An 18,451-nucleotide genomic window follows, 5' to 3' on the forward strand; every position below is an offset into this window, starting at 1 on the left:
GGCGAAAGGAGGACCGATTGACTACGCGAAGAGCCGGAACATCGGGGAGTTCTGGTGCACGCGTTCGATCTCGATCTGGGAGGACTCCATGCGCTCGAGGAGATTGGGCAGGTCCTCCGCGGCGCCGAGCTGGATGCCGACGAACGCCGGCCCGGTCTCGCGGTCGGAGCGCTTGACGTACTCGAACATCGCGATGTCGTCGTCGGGGCCGAGGATCTCATTGAGGAAGCGGCGCAGGGCGCCGGGCTCCTGCGGGAAGTCGACGATGAAGTAGTGCTTGAGGCCCTCGTGAACGAGGGAGCGCTCGAGGATCTCCGGGTAGCGGGAGATGTCGTTGTTGCCGCCGGAGACGAGGCAGACGACGCTCGGGCCCGGTTCGACGATGACGGGTTTGCCGCTGCCGGCCGCCCCGATCGCCGCCGAGGCCAGCGCCCCGGAGGGTTCGGCGATGATGCCGTCGACCTGGTACATCGCGAGCATCTCCGTGGCCACCGCCCCTTCGTGGACGGGGCGGACATCGACGCCGAGGTCGGAGATGATCTCGTACGTGATGTTGCCGGCGCGCTTGACCGCGGTGCCGTCGGCGAACCGGTCGATGTTCTCCAGCGTCACCGGGTGGCCGGCCTTGAGCGCGGCGATCATCGAGGCAGCGCCTGAGGGTTCGGCGCCGATGACCGTGGTGTTCGGCATGTGCTCGGCCGCGTAGGCGGCGATGCCGGCGAGGACCCCGCCGCCGCCGACGGGCACGATGATGTAATCGGGGTGCGGGTTGAGCTGCTCGGCGATCTCGACGGCGACGGTGCCCTGCCCGGCGATCGTGCGGGGGTCGTCGAAGGCGGAGACGAGGAGGGCCGCGTTCCGGTCGGCGAAGCGGTGCGCGAGCGCCGAGGCGTCGTCGTACGTCGACCCGGAGATCTCGATCGTCACCCGGTCACCGCCGAAGTGGCGGATGCGGTCGACCTTCTGCCGCGGCGTCGTCTTCGGGACGAAGATCGTGCCCTGGATGCCCAGCTGCCGGCACGCGAGTGCGAAGCCCTGCGCATGATTGCCCGCCGAGGCGCAGACGACGCCGCGGGCGCGCTCATCGTCGTCGAGCTGGAGCATGAAGTTGAACGCGCCGCGGATCTTGTACGAGCGCACCGGCTGGAGGTCTTCGCGCTTGAGGTAGACGGTGGCACCGGTCGCGGCGGACAGCCGCTCCGAAATCTGGAGCGGTGACGTGATCACGGAGTCGGCAATTCGCGCAGCGGCCGCATCGACCTCGTGCGCGAGTGATTGCTTCTGGGGTGATTCGTCTTGTTTCAACACTCCTCCATTGTGCGCCCTGTGTCTTGCTATTCGGCAAACCGTCCCGCATGGCAAACGCGCTGTCCGCCTGTTGCGCCTCTCTTCGCGGCTTCGCGACCCCGCTGACTTCAGGGTTTTCGGGTGCGCCCTCGGTCGCGGGAGGCCGATATCGTGGTTGGATGGTAGATGCCCGTAATCCCTTCAAGGAGGCGACATGGCCATCAGCAGTGAGCTGGAACAACTGTTAGCCAGCTGGATTCCCCGGCAGTCGTGGTTCCCGAAGCTCGCCGCTGACTTCGGCACCGACCCCGACATCACGCCGATGTCGGTCGCTCGCGCCTTCACCTTCACCGCCGAGGAGCTCGGCGGATTCTCCGGCCTCGTCACCGTGATCTCCGTCGGCGACGGCCCCACCCTGCGCCGACTCAACATCCCCCTCTCCCTGCGCGGGGCCGAGGACATCCACCTCCGCCACGCCCTCATCGGCACCGTCGACGACCTCGCCCTCGGTCGCGTCTTCGTCTACGACGGGGCCGCCGATCCCGTGTTCGTCAACCTCCTCGCCGACGCGATCACGAAGCGCAAGGTCTTCGACGGCGGCCAGCTGAGCACCGAATCCCTCCGGCACAGCCGCGAGCGGGGGAGCCTGCCGACCGCGGGACGGACCGGGTCGACGTCGGGGTCGGCCGCCTCGGCGAGCGCAGGGGCATCGACGTCGGATTCCAGCGCCGAGGCGGTCCCCCCGAAGCCGGAAACGGCACCCCCGCTCACCGAGGTCAAGGACGAGATCGACGTCGAGATCCGCCCGATCGAGGTCGCCGACTCGGGGGCGAACAAGTCGACCGTCGTCATCCACGACGCCTACGAGCCGATCGAGCTGATCTTCTTCCGCGTGCTCGAGAACGGGATGCCGTCATCGCTGACGATCCCCGTGCTGCTGACGGAAGCGGGATCGCGCAGCGTGCCCGAGGTCATCGGCTGGAGTTCGGGTCGCTGGTACGACATGTTCGAGGTCACGGAGATGGAGGCGCCGATGGCGCTGCTCTCCCGCGCCGATGTCGAGGCCGAGCCCGCGTGGCGCGAAGCCGTCGACATCGTGTGCGCCGTCGATTCGGGATCGATCGGCGGATACAACGCGCAGGCCGCGGAGATGGGCCGGCGGATCGGCGAACTCCATGCGGACATGGCCGCTGAGTTCGGCATCGTCGAGGGCCGGGGTGCGCCGACGAAGGAGTTCGTCGACAAGTGGGTCGAGCGCATCGACTGGGCTCTCGGCCGGGCACCGCTGGCGCTCGATGCGCTCGTGCCCGAGCTCAAGCAGCATAAGGCCAAGCTGCGTTCGCTCGACACGATCGGGCAGCTGCAGAAGATCCACGGTGAGCTCACGCTCGACCACGTCGTCAGCTCGCCGAGCGACGGCTACGCAGTCGTCAAGTTCAGCGATGCGTCGAACTCGGAGCCCAGGCCGGTCGCCCTCGACCTCGTCGCCCTGCTCCGCAGCGTCGACTACGCCGCCGGATTCGCCCGGCTCCAGCGCACGGATGCGCTGAGCGCCGAGGACGGCAGCCTCGTTGTCAACGGCTTCGGCGACAAGCCCGCAGCGCTGCGGGCGATCTACGATTCTCCCGAGTACCTGTGGGCTTCGCAGGTGCAGAACTCGCTTCTCAGCGGGTACTCGCGGGCGCGCGGTGAAAGCATCGGCCTCAGCGATCCGGTGCTGCGCGCGGCCCTCATCGACAGGCTCCTCGTCGAGACCGTCACGGAACTGCGCAACCGCCCGAACTGGCTGTCGGTGCCGCTGGCGACCCTCACGCTCATCCTCAAGGGCAAGCCCGCCCGCGGTGCCGGCGACCCCACCGAGGCGGAGCTCAGTGTGCCCGCGAGCGGCGCGAGTGCCGGTGATGGTGGCGCGGGTGATGCGACGGGCGAAAGCGGCGATGAACGATCGGCCTCGCCCGAATCGGCTACGGCTCGACCTGAGACGACGAATGACGCTGAGGCCGACGACGCTGAGCTGCGTGATGACGTTGCACCGGGTGACAACGTTGCACCGCGCGACGACGCCGAAGTGCGTGATGGTGCGGCCCGCGATGATGATCGACCCTCGGGATCCGGTGCGGCCTTCGTCGCCGGTGCCGCAGGAGTCGTCGGGGCGGCCGGCATCGCCGGCGCAGCGACGGCCTCCTCGGAGGAATCCGCTGATGAGCGCTCCGACGCTGATGCGCCCGACACCGAGCGCACGGAATCACGCGCTGCCGACTCTGCCGACGGCACCAGCTCTGCGGGACAGAATGATCGTGCGAGCGACGTCGACGCTGCGGGACAGACCGGCTCTGTGAGCGACGTCGACGCTGCGACTGGCTTGGGCGGTGCCGATGACTCGGACACGGATGAGGTTGCGACCGCCTCGGCGAGCTCCGAATCCGCGACCGCGACCCCGCGCGATGTCGGTCTTCATGACACCCCGGTCGACGCCGTGTCGGCGGAGGCAGTGTCGACCACAGACGAATCGATCGCCGACATGGTCGCCGACGGCGGCGGCTTCACCGAGCCGAGCGTCGAAGCACCCACCGACGCCCAGGCCGGCACCGAGCGCTCCGGCGGCCGCACCTCCGACCCGTACCCCGCGGTGACGGCGGAGAGTGCGTCTGCAGACGAGGCGGTGACCACCTCGGTGCGCGGAACCACGGTGACGCGGACGCTCTTCATCCAGCACGAATCGACCAAGGGCAGCTCCTCCGGCCCGGACCTCACCACCGAGGGCTCGTACGTCGACGGGGTGACCACCGAGGCGGTCGAACCGGTCGACGAACGCGTGCCCGAGGTCGATCCCATCGTCAGCGAAATGGCGTCGGGGGACTCGGAGGTCAATGGCCTCGTCGAGGCGGACGTCGAAGCGATCGACGAGCCGGCAGATTCGGACGAAACGCGGCCTGTCGCTGAGTCCGAATCGACGACCGACACCGATTCCGAATCGCGGCCTGCCTCTGAGTCCGAATCGAGCGTCGACGCCGATGCCCCGCCGTTGGCCGAAGAGCCGCCGGTCGAGCGGACCGCGCCGATGCCCGATGCCCCGCCGCTGCCGCCCGAACCGCCGGAGTACGCTCCGGACATGCTGCCCGACGCCCCACGCGTGGCCGAAGACGAGACTGCGTCAGCGGTCGCCGCCGCCGACGACGAGCCGATCGCCGACAGCGCAGACTCTGCCGACCATTTCGACGGTGCCGACAGCGTGGATAGCGCCGACAGTGTTCCGGCTTCGGCCCGTGACACCGACACTGCGGACGAGGTCACCGACTCCGTTGACGCGGATGCCTCGTCGGAGGACTCCGGTGTCGCCGAAGCGCCGGTTCGACCTGCTCAGCGCCCCGGCCGTCCCGCGCCGGGCGGTGTGACCACCGACGAGGACGAGTTCGACGACGAGGAAGAGTCCGAGTTCGTCGTCTCCCGTGTTCCTGCGACGTTCGCTGCCCGCGGTGCCACCTCGGCCGATGCGGATTCGACTGGCCGCGCCCCGACCGAGCGGCACAAGCACGATGGGGGACCGGCACGTGAGGTGCCCGGGGAGAATAAGCCGAAGAACGGCAAGAACAAGCACTGATCGGATTCGATTGCAGGACCCGACCGATCGCGGGATGGTGCCGATCAACAGGAAGCCTCGGCGATTGGCAGTTGTTCGCGCGACTGTGAGAAACTGTTCTGGCTCAGCTCCGCGCTGAGCAGGCCGGGTTGATCACTGGAAGCGTGTCCGAGCGGCCGAAGGAGACGGTCTTGAAAACCGTTGTGCGGCAACCCCGTACCGTGGGTTCGAATCCCACCGCTTCCGCTGACGAAATGCGCTGCGACATCGACGGATGTCGCAGCGCATTTCTGGGGTTAATGATCAAAATGTGTGTACAGCAGGGGCGTGTCACACTCACTGAAGTCATCGAGACCGGCCTCCCCATCCCTTCTGGATACCGTTGCCGTCCTCGACACTGAACCCGGTCCCATACAAGCGATTCGTCTCTTCCCTGCCCGTCTCGGGCTTGACGACGACCGCCCGCTGACGATCGAGCACCCAGTCGTCGGCAGTGACGAAGGCCCAGGGATCCTGCGGCGCCTCGGTCCGCAGGTACAGCAGCCAATCGATCCCACGACGGGCATGCTCGATCGCCAGGCCGCGGTGGGCCCGGAGGAAGTCCTTGATCGCCTTATTCGGACCTCCTTCCAACGCGCTCGTTGCCCGCGCCACGACCAACCCTGTCTCAGCCAGCTCCAGCCACGTGAACAGATGCCCGTCAGTGATGAGTTCAGCCAGGAGCTTCCACGCCCGCCGGGTCCGGATATGGGTGTACCACCATTTCTGCCCCGGTCGCACATAGTTCGGTCGGGGTGCCCCGGACGTCGCATAGGTGCGGTGTTTGAGCAACGATTCCCATTCCGCTTCCCATGATGCGAAAGCAGCTGTCCAGGCAGCGGCCTCGCCGAGTGTGCGAATCTTCGGCAGAGCTGTGTACAGATGGAGCAAGGCCCGGTTCGCGGGTAGGCGTGGACGCCTGGTCAGGTGCTTGTTGCCGGCCTGACGAATATGGAAATAGCAGCGTTGGATCCGCGTGTCAGGCCAGTGCTTCTTCACTGTCGCGATGAGGGGCGCGTTGCCATCGATGATCGCGACTGTCGGGGCCGGGATCCGTTCGAGCAGTGCCGTCCAGGACGCGGTTTTCTCCCGGTCGCACCATTGCCAGTCGATGACGTGGGTACCGGTGTGGGCGATGAGGACGCACCATCCGTTGAAGTAGGTGCCATCGAGCATGATCTGGTCATAGACCACGCCGGTTGCAACGATGGTCGGTGCCACGTTCCAGCACCATTGGGTGCGGCGACGAAACGTCGCGATCGACTGGTCCTGGTCAGCGAGGCTGCTCGTGCCGAGTAGCCAGGTAAGGAACTTGTCGAAGACTGATTTCCTGGTGATGTCGTCCCGGGCCCGAGTGGTGGAGGCCCCGCAGTGTTTGCATCGCCACCGGGTGCGTCCGGCACTGGTTGTGCCGTTCTTGACGAGCTTGGTGGCACATACACCACAGACGGGATGATTTCTGGGATTGGACACTGAACATGCTTCCAGAGCATGTTCGACCCCGTCTTGGTCTACTGGTTACTGGGCAAGGGGCCTATCCTGTACACACATTTTGACCATTAACCCCATTTCTGCGTTCCGGACCGGTCCGACACGGGACCGGACGGTGCCCTGTCACGGCCGGCCGCCTCGGCGACATAATGTGACGTGAAACCGGACCGAATTCATACTTTTGTGTGAGGCGGCCGGTCGAGAACGTTGGTACCTTACGAAGGTCTGGTCGCTGCGCCCCCGCGCAGAGGCTGTGCAGCACCCCCGCGTCGACCCGGCGCAATCCCCACCGCGAGGCGGCGCAACGACGCTCCGAGCCTGCGCGATCGCCCCGCGTCCGCGGTCCGACGCCCCTGCGTCCGTGGACCGATGGACCAGCGTGTCCGCGGTCCGACGCCCCGGTCAGTCGACCGGCTTCCCCGGTTGAGCAGATCCCGAACCGGGCCCTGCGCCAGGTCCCGCCTCCGCTGCCGCACTGTCCTCCGGAACCTCGGGCTCCGACATGTCGGCGTCGGCCTCGGGATCGTCGAAGCTGCGGACCGTGCGCTTGAAGCCGCGCGTGAGGACCGCGAGGTAGACGACGCCGACGGCCAACCACACGAGCCCGCCGATGAGCGCCGTCTCATGCAGGCTCACCCAGAGCACTCCCGTGAGGATCGCCCCGATGGCGGGCATGACGACGTAGCTGAACGCCGACTTGGCGTCGACGACCTGACGGGTGCGGAACGCGTAGTGGGCGATGACCGTGAGATTGACGAAGGTGAACGCGATGAGCGCCCCGAAGTTGATGAGCGCGGAGATGAACTCGAGGCTGAACGACATCGCGAAGAGGCACACGAGGCCGACGAGGACGATGTTGAACACCGGCGTGTGCGTCTTCGGGTTGATGTAGCCGAACGCCTTGCGCGGCAGCACCCCGTTGCGTCCCATGACGAGCAGCATGCGCGAGACCGAGGCGTGCGACGCGAGCCCCGAGGCCACGGTCGCCGCGAACGCGGCGGCGACGAAGAAGAGCTGGAACAGCGGCCCGCCGGTGAGCAGCCCGATCTCCGGCAGCGGATCGTCGACGATCGTGAACTGCGAGTTGTCCGGGTAGAGCAGCTGCGTGATGTAGCTCGCGACGAGGAAGATGCCGCCGCCGGCGAGCACGGTGATGAGGATCGCCTTGGGCATGAGATTGACGTGCTTGGCTTCGTTCGTATACATCGTCACCGCATCGAACCCGATGAAGGAGAAGCAGACGACCGTCGCCCCGGTGAGCACCGCGGTGAACTCGACCCCGTCGTGGATGAACGGCTCGGGGCTGAAGACCGTGCCCGCTCCCTCACCGGCATTGAGCTGGGCGATCGCGAGCGCGCAGTAGGTGACCATAAGGACGAGGGAGAAGATGAGGAGGATCGCGTTGATGTTCGCCGTGCCCCGCATCGACGACAGGACGATGCCGGTCATGATGACCGTGTAGGCGACGACCCAGATCCACGGCGGTGCGTCGGGCACCATCGATTCCATGTAGAGGCGGATGATGAGGCAGTTGACCATCGGCAGCAGCAGATAGTCCATGAGCGACGTCCACCCGACGAGGAACCCGAGCCCCGGTGTCATCGTCTCGCGCGTGTACGTGTACGCCGAGCCCGCAGTGGGGAAGACCCGGACCATCTTCCCGTAGCTGAACGCCGTGAACACCATGACGACGAGCGCGGTGAGATAGGCCGCCGGCACCGCCCCGTTCGTCTCGTCCGAGACGATCCCGAACGTGTCGAAGACGACCGTCGGCGTCATGTACCCGAGCCCGAGCCCGACGATGGACCACAGTCCCAGGTTCCGTTTGAGCGATCCTGATGCCGCCATATCAATCCTCCCCGATGAGTCTTGCCGTGAGCGGCGCTGAGCAGCGTCCCCACGCGGGCGCAGATGTGACCTGCGCCATGCCGATGGTAATGCACTTCAACGAAAAGCGAAATCGTGACCACGGATAGAGAAGCTCATATCGCCGAGGCGGCGCTTGAGGGGTGCGAAATCCGTTGCGTCTGATTCGGCTTGAGTGGTCACAAGGTCAGTGGTGCAATCAATTGTCGAACGATCTTTCAGTTTTCCGGGATTGGGAGTAGGTTGGGCGGAGGAACTCACCGCCATCACCGTTGCTCGACGAGGAGAGACCCGCACCGATGCCGATCGAAACGCTCAGCCCCCAGCAGTCCCGCGCGTGGCAGGACAGGGTCCTCCCACCGGTCGAGCAGACCGCCGACGGAGTGTGGGCGATCCCGGTGCCGATTCCGAACAACCCGCTCGTCTACACCTACTGCTACGCGCTCGCCGACGGCGACGGCGTCGTCCTCATCGACCCCGGCTGGGACGGACGGGACCAGTACCTCGCGCTCACCTCGGCGCTGGCCGACCTCGGCTTCGCCGTGCGCGACATCCACGGTGTCGCGATCACCCACTACCACCGCGACCACATCGGACTCGTCCCCGCGCTCATCAAGGAGAACCCGGCGATGTGGGTGGCACTCCACGGCGAGGACCTGCGCGCGGTCAAGCGCTTCGCCTCACGGGCCGTCGACCTCGGCACAGGCACCGATCCGAACCTCAACATCGCCCGCGCCTACGGGGTGCCCGAGGAGCGCTGGCACGAGGTCGAATCGCTGCAGGTCAGCCGGCCGGCGAAGCGCGAGGACGGACCCGGACGCGAGCGCGATCCCTTCGCCCTCCAACTCGCGCAGCTGCCGGACACGCTGCGCATCCTCGAGGACGGGGCGACCCTGCCGCTCGAGACCGGACGCCTCGACGCTCTGTGGACCCCTGGCCACACCTACGGGCACACGGCCTTCGTCCGCGAGGGCGAACTCCTCTTTTCCGGCGACCACGTCCTGCCGACGATCACGCCGAACATCGGCCTCGACAGCGGCTCGATCACGCACAGCCTCGGCGACTATCTCGGATCGCTCGAGAAGATGGGCACGCTCGCTGCCGACATCGCCGTCCTGCCCGCGCACGGCTTCCGGTTCCGCGGTCTCCACGAGCGCCAACGGGAGCTCGTCGAGCATCACCGCGAGCGCCTCGCCGAGATCGACGCGCGGATGAGCGAGACCGACGACCATTCCGTCTACTCGATCGCCCAGGGCCTGCACTGGGCCCGCGGATTCGACCAGCTCCACCACTTCAACCTCTTCGCCGCGCTCGCCGAGACCGCCGCGCACATGCACTACCTCGACCTCGACGTCGGCACGGGCTCCCTCGTCGGGAATCGGTGAGGAAGGACCCGCCGGCATCGTTTTCCCCGGTGACCGTGCGGACCGGCACCGCAGCGCCGCACTGCCCACTGCCTCGGCGTGAGCGCGAACAGACCGCGATGTGGGCACGTGGGTCACCTGCTCCCGCGATGCGCGAAGATGACCGGCAACCCGAACGGAGGAGCCTCCCGTGACGACACAGCGACCCGCCCATGCCGCGCCGTCGGCGACCGAGTCCCACGATGCCCCGGAGCATGCAGGACAGCCCGATGCGAGGATGACGGCGGACTTCGTGTCCGCCGCCGCGGTGCGTCCGGAGGTCTTCGTCTCCCGCGCCGGAGACCACATCCAGCGCGGGCTGCAGCGCGGCCGCGAACTGCGCACCGGGATCGGCGCGGCGATCGCCGGCTACCAGCGGTACTTCGCCCACCTCGGCATCACCGAGGTCGAAGCCCGCCATGCCGCCGACGACAGCTATGCGCGCCTGCAGGCGTGGGCGCCGGAGGCCGCCGCTGAGATCTCCGCGGTCGCCGAGGGCTCCGGGCGCACCGTCACCGAGATCATGGAGGTCATCGCCCGCACCGAGATCATGACGCTTGCCAAGGCCGCCCCCACCGAGTGCTCGACGGTGACCCGGGTCGTGCCGGGGGCGACGGTCTCGGCGCAGACCTGGGACTGGCTCGCCGACTTCTCGACGCTGTGGCACGTCGGCGACGTCGGGGCCGTGCCCGGCCAGCTGCGCCACGTCGGCATCGCCGAGTACGGGATGCTCGGCAAGATCGGCCTCAACGAAGCCGGGGTCGGCGTCCACCTCAACATCCTCAAGCACGCGGACGACCGGGCCGGGGGAGTGCCCGTCCACGCCGTCCTCGACCGGGTGCTCTCGACCGCGCACACCCTCACCGAGGCGGTGGAGATCATCCGCTCCGCCCCGACCTCATCGTCGTCGGTCATCACCGTCGTCACCGCCGAGGCGGCCGTCCAGGTCGAGATCGCCGGGGAGGCCAAGCGCGAACTCCGCCCCGGGGATCCCGTTGCGAACGGCGACGTGGGAGCTGCCGACACCGAGGCGGTGCTCGCCGAGGCCGACGTCCTCCTCCACACGAACCACTTCCTCCACCCCGATCTGCAGGCCGGAGCGATGGAGCTGCGCGCGGACTCGAGCTCACGACCCCGCTATGACTTCCTCGCCGCCCGCACCGCCGCCGCGATCACCGCCGGGGATCCGCCGGAGACGACGGCCGACCTCGTCGCCCTCCTCACCTCGGGGCCGGGCGACCCGCCGGTGAGCTGCACGCCGGAGCCCGGCGCCGCCTACGGAGACCGGCCGGCGACCCTCGTCACGGTGCAGATCGACCCGGGCGCAAAGACGATCGACCTCGCACCCGGGTCACCGGCCGACGGACTCCACGGCAACCGCCGCTTCCAGCTCTGACCCAGCGCCGGCCGCTCCGGGGCCTGACGAGTTTGCGCCAGCTGAATCTGAGATGGCCAGTACCGGTCGTGGCCATCTCAGGTTCAACTGGCGCAAATCCGCGTTCAACACGCGCAAACCCGCTCCGTGGCCTCGCGGGCGCGGGCCGTCACCTCATTCGGCGGACTTCTCCGCCTCCTCGGTGCGCATCTCGATGATCGTGTCGAGGCCCTTCGCGATCGCCTCGGGGTCATCCAGGGCGGCCTGTGCGAGCTTCCACGGGACGATGTCGAGGTTCTGGTCGCCGATGACGAAGCGGATGAATGGCTGCTGGCTGCGGGGGTCGTCGGCTTCGAGCTCGGCCCCGTAGCGCCACTGCCCGAGTCCGATGCGTCGGATCGTCTCGCCGATGAAGCGCATCGCCCCGCCGACGAAGGCGATCTCGTCGTCGGCCATCATCTCGTCGCGGGAGTCGTATCGGACGTTCAGCTGCTTGCCGAGCCGGACGAGACTGTCACGGTCGAGGGCCCACGACTGCGGGTCGGCCTGCTCCTTCGTCCACGAGGCGATGCCCGGCTCGACGGTGCCGAGGAAGCGGGAGAGGAACTCGACCTCCTCTTCGGAGGAGTTCTCGGACGTGAGCATCCCGATCGACAGACCCGTCGACGTCCGCCGCGGGCTGCCGTCGCCGCCGAGCTCCTGGCGGGCCCGGTCGAGCACGGCGGTGAAGATCCCGCCGGTGCGCTGGTCGACGGCGGTGAGGACGACGGCGACGAGGGGGATCGGCTCGCCCTTGGTCGGACCGTCGGCATTGTCGGGGCGGATGAACGGCATCCCGTTGCCCGTCGTCTCGTCGTGGTCCCACGCGCCGCCGACGGCGCGCAGGTACGTCTCGCCGAGGTAGCGGATGAGCCCCTCGACGAAGCGGTGGTTGTCGGGAGAGACGACCTCGTCGGGGTTCGCGAACCGGGAGAGCACGAAATGCTCGATGAGCGGCAGGGACTCCGGGCTCATGTCCTTGCGGAAGGGCGCCTGGGTGCCGTCCTCCTGTTCGACGGACTGGGGGAGGTCCGCGAGCACGAACGCGCCGAGGCGGACGTCCATGTTGTTGATGAAGGCCGTGTATTCACGCTGAAGTTCAGTCACGCCCTCCACCTTAGCCGCTGGAGCTCAGGCCTCAGGGGTCGCGCAGTCGGTGAAATCGAGGAACCGGAGGAGAACCTCGACGATGAGGTCCGGGTCGATGTCGACGGGGTCGCTCAGGTCGCGTCCGGCGGCGGACTGCAGCGAAAGGTGGGTGAAGAGGGAGATGAGGATCGTCAGCAGGCTGTCGAGCGGGATCGTCGGCACTGCGCCGACGTTCTCGATCGCCGTGCGCACGAGCCGGGCGAGCCTCTCCCGGCGACCGGCGTCGAGCTCCTGGTAGCGCGCGTAGAGCTCCGGGACCCGCAGGCAGTAGAGTTCGACCTCCTGTTCGGCGATCGCATCGGCGACGGTGTGGAGCTTCTCGGTGAAGATCTCCTCGACGAACTGCGTGAGCAGCGGTCTGATCTCCGCGGCGTCGGTGTCGTCGAGCTGCTCCTTCCACCGCTGGATCGTCGCATCGAGGCGGTCGAGGGTCTCGGCGGCACGGATCTCGAGGGTCGCGAGGACGAGGTCGTCGCGGCTGGAGAAGTTCGAGTAGAACGCGCCGCGGGTCAGGCCGCCGGCTTCGCAGATCTCCTCGATCGACGCTCCTTCGATGCCCTTGACCGCGAACACGGAGACGCCGGCCTCGACGAGGGTGGACCGGGTCCGTCGCCTGCGGTCGCTGAGGTTCTCGGTGTTCATCGCGTGTCAGTCTCGCCCGTCTCTCGTCACCCGGCTGGTCCGCCTCCCGGCCGGGACGTCCCGGCCGAAACTGGGCATCCCATGGGAAATCACACGATTCTCTCATACTGATTTGCGCTCGAGAGGCGTTGTCCACAAGAATACATGACTGTATCCAATACACTTTTGTATCGAGGTCTTCGTGTCGACTTTTCTCTACGCCCTCGGGCGCCGGGCCTTCCGCCAGCCGGTGCGCTTCATCGCTCTCTGGCTGGTCATCCTCGGCCTCGTCGCCGCCGGCGTCGCCGCCTTCGCCGAGGACTTCGATGACGACTTCACGCTCCCGGGCTCCGAGGCACAGGTCGCCCTCGACGCGATGAAGGCGACCTTCCCCGAGGCGGCCGGCACCTCGGCGTCGGTCATCGTCGTCGCCCCCGACGGACAGTCCGTCACCGACCCCGACTACCGGGACGGGATCGAGCAGGCCGTCGACGACCTCGGCGAGCTGCCCAACGTCGACGCCGTGACCTCACCGTTCGACGACATGGTCGAAGGCGCGATCAGCGACGACGCGCAGGCGGCGATGATCTCCGTCCAGTACGACGGCAGCCTCCAGGAGGTCGGAGGACCCGCGGCCGCCGATGAACTCGTCGCCGCGCTCGACGGAATCCGCGCGGACCTGCCCGGCGCCGAGGTCGACGCCGGCGGTGAGCTCTTCCAGATCACCGGCGTCCACGTCTCCTGGGTCGAGGGGATCGGCGTCATCATCGCCTTCGTCGTCCTCCTCCTCACCCTCGGATCGTTCCGCGCCGCCGGCATGCCGCTCATCACGGCGCTCATCGGCGTGGCGATCTCCGTCCTCCTCGTCGTCGGGGCGACGGCGTTCGGGGCGATCAACTCCTCGTCGATCATGCTCGCCCTCATGCTCGGCCTCGCCGTCGGCATCGACTACGCGCTCTTCATCGTCTCCCGCGCCAGAGCGCTGCTGGCCGAGGGCCACGAACCCATCGAGGCCGCCGGGCGGGCGGTGGCGACGGCGGGATCTGCCGTCGTCTTCGCCGGCATCACCGTGATGATCGCCCTGCTCGGCCTCTCGCTGGCAGGCATCCCGTTCCTCACCGTCATGGGCATCGGCGCCTCGGGGTCCGTCGCGGTCGCCGTGATGATCTCCCTGACGATGGTGCCCGCCCTGCTCGGGTTCGCGAAGGCGAAGATCACCCCGAAGCCCTCCCGCCGCTACCGCCGGGCCATGGCCCGGGCGGAGGCCGAGGGACGCGATGCGTCCACGGACAAGACCGTCCTCGCCGAGGCGGGCGAACCCTATCCGCAGACGTTCATGGACCGCTTCTACTCCGGCTGGCTGACCGCGGTGACGAAGCTCCCGATCCTCACGATCGTCGTCATCGTCGGCGGTCTGAGCCTCTTCGCGATCCCCGCCACCCAGCTGCAGCTGTCCCTGCCGACGGCCGGTCAGCAGGAGGAGGGGACACCGGCCCGGACGACGTACGACCTCATCGACGAGCACTTCGGTCCCGGGTACAACGGTCCGCTCGTCATGACGAGCGAGATCGTCACTTCCGATGATCCGCTCGGCGACGTCGACGACATCGAGGCCCGCATCGCCGACGTCCCCGGCGTCGAGCAGGTCGTGCTCGCGACCCCGAACCGGGATGCGACGACCGCGCTCTTCCAGATCATCCCGACGACGAGCTCGGATGACCCGGCCACCCTCGACACCGTCAACCGGCTGCGCGAGCTGAGCACGCAGATCGAGGACGACTACGGCTTCGACACCGCCGTCACCGGTGCCACGGCCATCCAGATCGACGTCTCCGATCAGCTCGGCAAGGCGCTCGTGCCCTTCGGGATCTTCGTCGTCGGCCTCTCGATCATCCTCCTCACGATCGTCTTCCGCTCGATCGCCGTGCCGCTCAAGGCCACAGGCGGCTTCCTCCTGTCCGTCTTCGCGTCGTTCGGCTCCGTCGTCCTCGTCTTCCACGACGGACTGTTCGCCCAGCCCCTCGGCATCGACCAGACCGGACCGGTCATCAGCTTCCTCCCGATCATCCTCATGGGCATCCTCTTCGGGCTCGCGATGGACTACGAGGTCTTCCTCGTCTCCGGGATGCGGGAGGCCTACGTCCACGGGGCGAGCGCCCGGCAGGCGATCCGCGCCGGGTTCCTCTCCTCCGCCCGCGTCGTCTCCGCGGCCGCGGTCATCATGTTCTCCGTGTTCGCGGCGTTCGTGCCCGCCGGGGAGCCGATCATCAAATCGATCGCGCTGGCGCTGGCCGCCGGCATCTTCGTCGACGCGTTCCTCGTCCGGATGTCGCTCGTGCCGGCGATCATGCAGCTCCTCGGCGACAAGGCGTGGTGGCTGCCGAAATGGCTCGATGCGATCCTGCCCCGCCTCGACGTCGAAGGGGAGGGACTAGCCCACGAGGTGGCCCTGCGCGACTGGCCCGAACCGAACTCGCCCTACCGCGTCTTCGGCCGCGGCGTCGGAGTGAGCGCCCACGGGCGCGGCTTCTCCCACGTCGACGTCTCCCTTCTGCCGGGCCAGACGCTCGTCGTCAGCGGCACCGACCGCACCGCGCTCCTGCTCGCGATGACCGGTCGCGTCCCGCTCACGGCCGGGGAGATGAAGATCGGCGCAATGGTCCTGCCCGAGCACGCGGGCAAGGTCAGGCGCACGGTCCCGTTCTACGACCTCGGCGAGGGAGGGACCCCGCCCCCGGGAGTGCCGGAGATCGCCCGCCTCCGCCGGGATGCCCCCGCCCTGCTCGTCATCGACGGCGCCGAGGCGCTGACCCGCAGCGAGGGCCGGTACCTCGCCGATGCGCTGCCCGAGCTCACCGCCGAGGGCACGGCCGTCGTCCTCGCCCTGCCGAGCGGGGATGTGCGCGGGATCCTCCCGCCCCACGCCGACTACCTCCACCTCGACCTCGACCAGGCGACGATCGACCCCGCCGCGGGAAGTCCCGCCGCGGGAGAACCCGAGGGCACCGACAGCATCGGCGCGCGCACCGGCGCCGCCGCGACGAACCACACGGAAGGCGTACAGTCGTGAGACTCGAGCGAGCGAACTCCAAGAAGCCCGTGACCTGGGTGTCCTTCGCAGGTCTCGTCCTCATCCCCATCATCGTGGCCGCCGGCTTCATCCTCGCCACCTGGAAGAGCGGGGACCGGCTCGACACGATCGAGGCCGCCATCGTCAACAACGATGAGGGCGCCGAGGTGGACGGTCAGACCGTGCCCATCGGACGGGAGCTCACCAGTGGGCTCGTCGGGGAGAAGGACAACAACGTCGACTGGGTCATCACCGACGAGGAGGACGCGGAGAAGGGGCTCGCCGACGGGACGTACGCGGCGCGGCTGACGATCCCCGCCGGCTTCTCGCGGGCCGTGACCTCGGTCTCCGACGCCGACACCGCGACGCAGACGCAGCTCGACATCGACGTCTCCGGCGTCGCACCGGCCTCGGACCAGCTCCTCTCCCGCTCCGTCGCCGAGGTGGCGCGCACGACGTTCAACACGGAGATGACGGAGACCTACCTCGACAACATCTACGTCGGGTTCAACGACATGGGCACGCAGATGCGCAAGCTCGGCGACGCCGCCGGCGAACTCGACGACGGCGCCCAGCAGCTCTCCGAAGGCACCCGGCAGTCCGCCGACGGTGCCGGTGAGCTCGCCGGCGGCATGCAAGAGCTCGACAGCGCCGGCGGGGAGCTGAGCACGGGAGCCGGCGACCTCGCCACGGGTGCGGGTGAGCTCGCCACCGGTGCCGGGGAGCTCTCGACCGGGCTCGGCACGATGCGCGACGAGACGGCGAGCCTGCCCGATGACACCCAGCAGCTCGCCGACGGCGCGGGCGACCTCTCGTCCGGAGCGAGCGATCTCTCGACCGGAGCCGGTGACCTGTCGAGCGGCGTCGACGAGTACACGACGTCGATCGACGAGATCATCAGGGGCCTGTCGGGGGACTCGGGCAGCGGTTCGGGCCAGGGCGGACTCGACGACCTCATCTCCGGCGGGCAGGAGCTCGACAAGGGAGCGCAGGGCGTCGCCGAAGGGGCCAACGGCCTGTCCGACGGCCTCGGCGAATATCGGGACGGTCTGCAGTCCGGCGCCGACGACGCGGACCGGCTCGCCCAGAGTGGTACGGTCACCGGTCTCGACTCACTCGTCAGCGCAGGCCTGCTCACGAGCGGTCAGGCCGACCAGATCCGCGCCCAGCTGTGCCCGGCCGGCACCCCGGAGCCTGCGTGCCAGGGCGCGGAGCAGGCGTATGCCCAGGGTCTGCTCGCCGGCACCTCGGGTGGGCTGAACTCGGCCATCGAGGGACTCGGTTCGACCGATGACGAGCAGTCGCTCCTCGGCGGGGCAGAGACGCTGGCGACGGGGGCTGATGATCTCAGTTCCGGGATGAGCGAGTTCGTCAAGGGACTCGAAGACGGTCTCGGCGACCTCGCCGACGGCATGCAGGACATCGCCGACAACGCCCCGCAGCTGCTCGAAGCCTCGCAGGGCCTGCGCGACGGCGCCTCGGAACTCGCCGACGGCAGCTCACAGTTGTCCGACGGTGCCTCCCAGGTCGCTGACGGCAGCCAGCAGCTCGCCGACGGCATGCCGGCGCTCACCGACGGCATCGCGCAGTCCGCCGACGGTGCCAGCCAGCTCTCCGACGGCGCGAGCCAGCTCTCCGACGGCGCCGGTCAGCTGTCGACCGGCCTCGACCAGTACACGACAGGGGTCTCACAGGCCGCGACGGGTTCGACCGACCTCGCCGACGGGCTCGGCCAGCTCGCCGACGGATCCGAGGAGTACACCGACGGCGTCGGACAGTTCGCCGACGGCGTGCAGGACGGTGCGGACGAAGTGCCGTCGTACTCGGCACCGGACCGGGACAAGCTCTCCCGGGTCGCCTCGGCGAACATCGAGGCCCCGAACACGGATTCGGTGACGAACCTCCTCACCGGATCGACGATCGCCCTGCTCATCATGCTCGCGCTCTGGGTCGGGGGACTCGTCACGTACACGGTGCTCAAGCCGATCCCCTCCTCGACCCTGCTCTCGACCCGGTCGTCGGTGTCGGTGTGGCTGCGCGGTCTCGTGCCGGGGCTCGCCGTCGGACTCGTCCAGGCGCTCGTCCTCGCGATCCTCGCCGTCACCGTCATGGACATCGACGCGATCCAGGGCTTCGACATCGCCGTGCTCACGTTCGTCTCCGCGCTCGTGTTCATGGTGCTCAACTTCGCGCTCGTCGCGTGGTTCGGCGGGGTCGGGAGATTCCTCTCGGTCATCGCCGTCGTCCTCGCCGTCGCCGGGCGCACGATCGGGGCTGTGCCCGAGTTCTTCCAGTTCGTCGCCCCGCTGCTGCCGCTGACCCCGGCGATGAACGGGTTCTCAGCCATCGCGGCGGGCACGAGCGGCCTCGGCGCCGCCTACGGCGGACTGCTCGCGTGGGCGGTCATCGGACTCGTCATGTCGCTGCTCGCGATCGTCCGGGCCCGGACGACGAAGCCGGAGGAAGCCCTGGCGATGGCGTAGCGCGGCGTCGGTCGCTGGTCGCCTCGATCAAGTCGGTCCTCGATCAAG

Annotated in this window: 10 protein-coding genes and 1 tRNA gene; 6 read left to right on the plus strand and 5 right to left on the minus strand. The window is 68.3% G+C overall.

The features are described 5' to 3' along the window. Nucleotides 1-21: 21 nt before the first annotated feature. Nucleotides 22-1,305: a threonine ammonia-lyase IlvA gene (gene ilvA, locus J9315_RS02235; RefSeq protein ID WP_211978709.1), complete on the minus strand. Its 1,284-nt coding sequence runs from the start codon at nucleotides 1,303-1,305 to the stop codon at nucleotides 22-24. Between the two features lie 196 nt (nucleotides 1,306-1,501). On the opposite strand from ilvA, the gene J9315_RS02240 reads away from it, so the two are divergent. Next, on the plus strand, nucleotides 1,502-4,888 hold the full coding sequence (locus tag J9315_RS02240; protein WP_211978710.1) for a hypothetical protein: 3,387 nt from the start codon (nucleotides 1,502-1,504) through the stop codon (nucleotides 4,886-4,888). A 137-nt stretch (nucleotides 4,889-5,025) separates the two neighbouring features. Continuing rightward, nucleotides 5,026-5,113 (plus strand) — tRNA-Ser (locus tag J9315_RS02245). A 99-nt stretch (nucleotides 5,114-5,212) separates the two neighbouring features. Here the strand turns inward: J9315_RS02245 and J9315_RS02250 are convergent. Further along, the gene (locus tag J9315_RS02250) at nucleotides 5,213-6,379 is read right to left on the minus strand and encodes an IS1249 family transposase (RefSeq protein ID WP_211978711.1); all 1,167 of its coding nucleotides are present in this window, start codon (nucleotides 6,377-6,379) and stop codon (nucleotides 5,213-5,215) included. A gap of 420 nt (nucleotides 6,380-6,799) precedes the next feature. After that, nucleotides 6,800-8,245 (minus strand): APC family permease, encoded by a 1,446-nt coding sequence (locus J9315_RS02255; RefSeq protein ID WP_249120996.1) that lies wholly within the window; start codon nucleotides 8,243-8,245, stop codon nucleotides 6,800-6,802. A 317-nt stretch (nucleotides 8,246-8,562) separates the two neighbouring features. Here J9315_RS02255 and J9315_RS02260 point away from each other — a divergent pair, with 317 nt between their 5' ends. Then, entirely contained in the window at nucleotides 8,563-9,648 is a 1,086-nt protein-coding gene (locus J9315_RS02260) for an MBL fold metallo-hydrolase (protein ID WP_211978712.1), read from the plus strand. 169 nt (nucleotides 9,649-9,817) lie between these two features. Further along, a complete protein-coding gene (locus tag J9315_RS02265; protein ID WP_249120997.1) occupies nucleotides 9,818-11,062 on the plus strand; it encodes a C45 family peptidase in 1,245 nt (414 codons plus the stop codon). Between the two features lie 153 nt (nucleotides 11,063-11,215). On the opposite strand, the gene J9315_RS02270 is transcribed toward J9315_RS02265, so the two are convergent. Further along, nucleotides 11,216-12,187 carry a hypothetical protein gene (locus J9315_RS02270; protein WP_211978713.1) on the minus strand — a complete coding sequence of 324 codons (972 nt, stop codon included), beginning with the start codon at nucleotides 12,185-12,187 and terminating at the stop codon, nucleotides 11,216-11,218. A gap of 24 nt (nucleotides 12,188-12,211) precedes the next feature. Further along, nucleotides 12,212-12,871 carry a TetR/AcrR family transcriptional regulator gene (locus tag J9315_RS02275; RefSeq protein WP_211978714.1) on the minus strand — a complete coding sequence of 220 codons (660 nt, stop codon included), beginning with the start codon at nucleotides 12,869-12,871 and terminating at the stop codon, nucleotides 12,212-12,214. A 181-nt stretch (nucleotides 12,872-13,052) separates the two neighbouring features. Here J9315_RS02275 and J9315_RS02280 point away from each other — a divergent pair, with 181 nt between their 5' ends. Continuing rightward, nucleotides 13,053-15,920 carry an MMPL family transporter gene (locus J9315_RS02280; protein ID WP_211978715.1) on the plus strand — a complete coding sequence of 956 codons (2,868 nt, stop codon included), beginning with the start codon at nucleotides 13,053-13,055 and terminating at the stop codon, nucleotides 15,918-15,920. After that, the gene (locus tag J9315_RS02285; RefSeq protein WP_211978716.1) at nucleotides 15,917-18,403 is read left to right on the plus strand and encodes a YhgE/Pip domain-containing protein; all 2,487 of its coding nucleotides are present in this window, start codon (nucleotides 15,917-15,919) and stop codon (nucleotides 18,401-18,403) included. Before J9315_RS02280 ends, J9315_RS02285 begins: the two co-directional genes overlap by 4 nt. The last annotated feature ends 48 nt before the right edge of the window (nucleotides 18,404-18,451 follow it).

This window comes from Brevibacterium sp. W7.2 (genome assembly GCF_018137945.1).
Classification (GTDB): Bacteria; Actinomycetota; Actinomycetes; order Actinomycetales; family Brevibacteriaceae; genus Brevibacterium; species Brevibacterium sanguinis.

Bases quoted from the DNA above. Each gene is read 5' to 3' on its own strand.
- J9315_RS02255 (WP_249120996.1), bottom strand. From the start codon at position 8,245: ATGGCGGCATCAGGATCGCTCAAACGGAACCTGGGACTGTGGTCCATC.
- J9315_RS02275 (WP_211978714.1), bottom strand. From the start codon at position 12,871: ATGAACACCGAGAACCTCAGCGACCGCAGGCGACGGACCCGGTCCACC.
- J9315_RS02240 (WP_211978710.1), top strand. From the start codon at position 1,502: ATGGCCATCAGCAGTGAGCTGGAACAACTGTTAGCCAGCTGGATTCCC.
- J9315_RS02260 (WP_211978712.1), top strand. From the start codon at position 8,563: ATGCCGATCGAAACGCTCAGCCCCCAGCAGTCCCGCGCGTGGCAGGAC.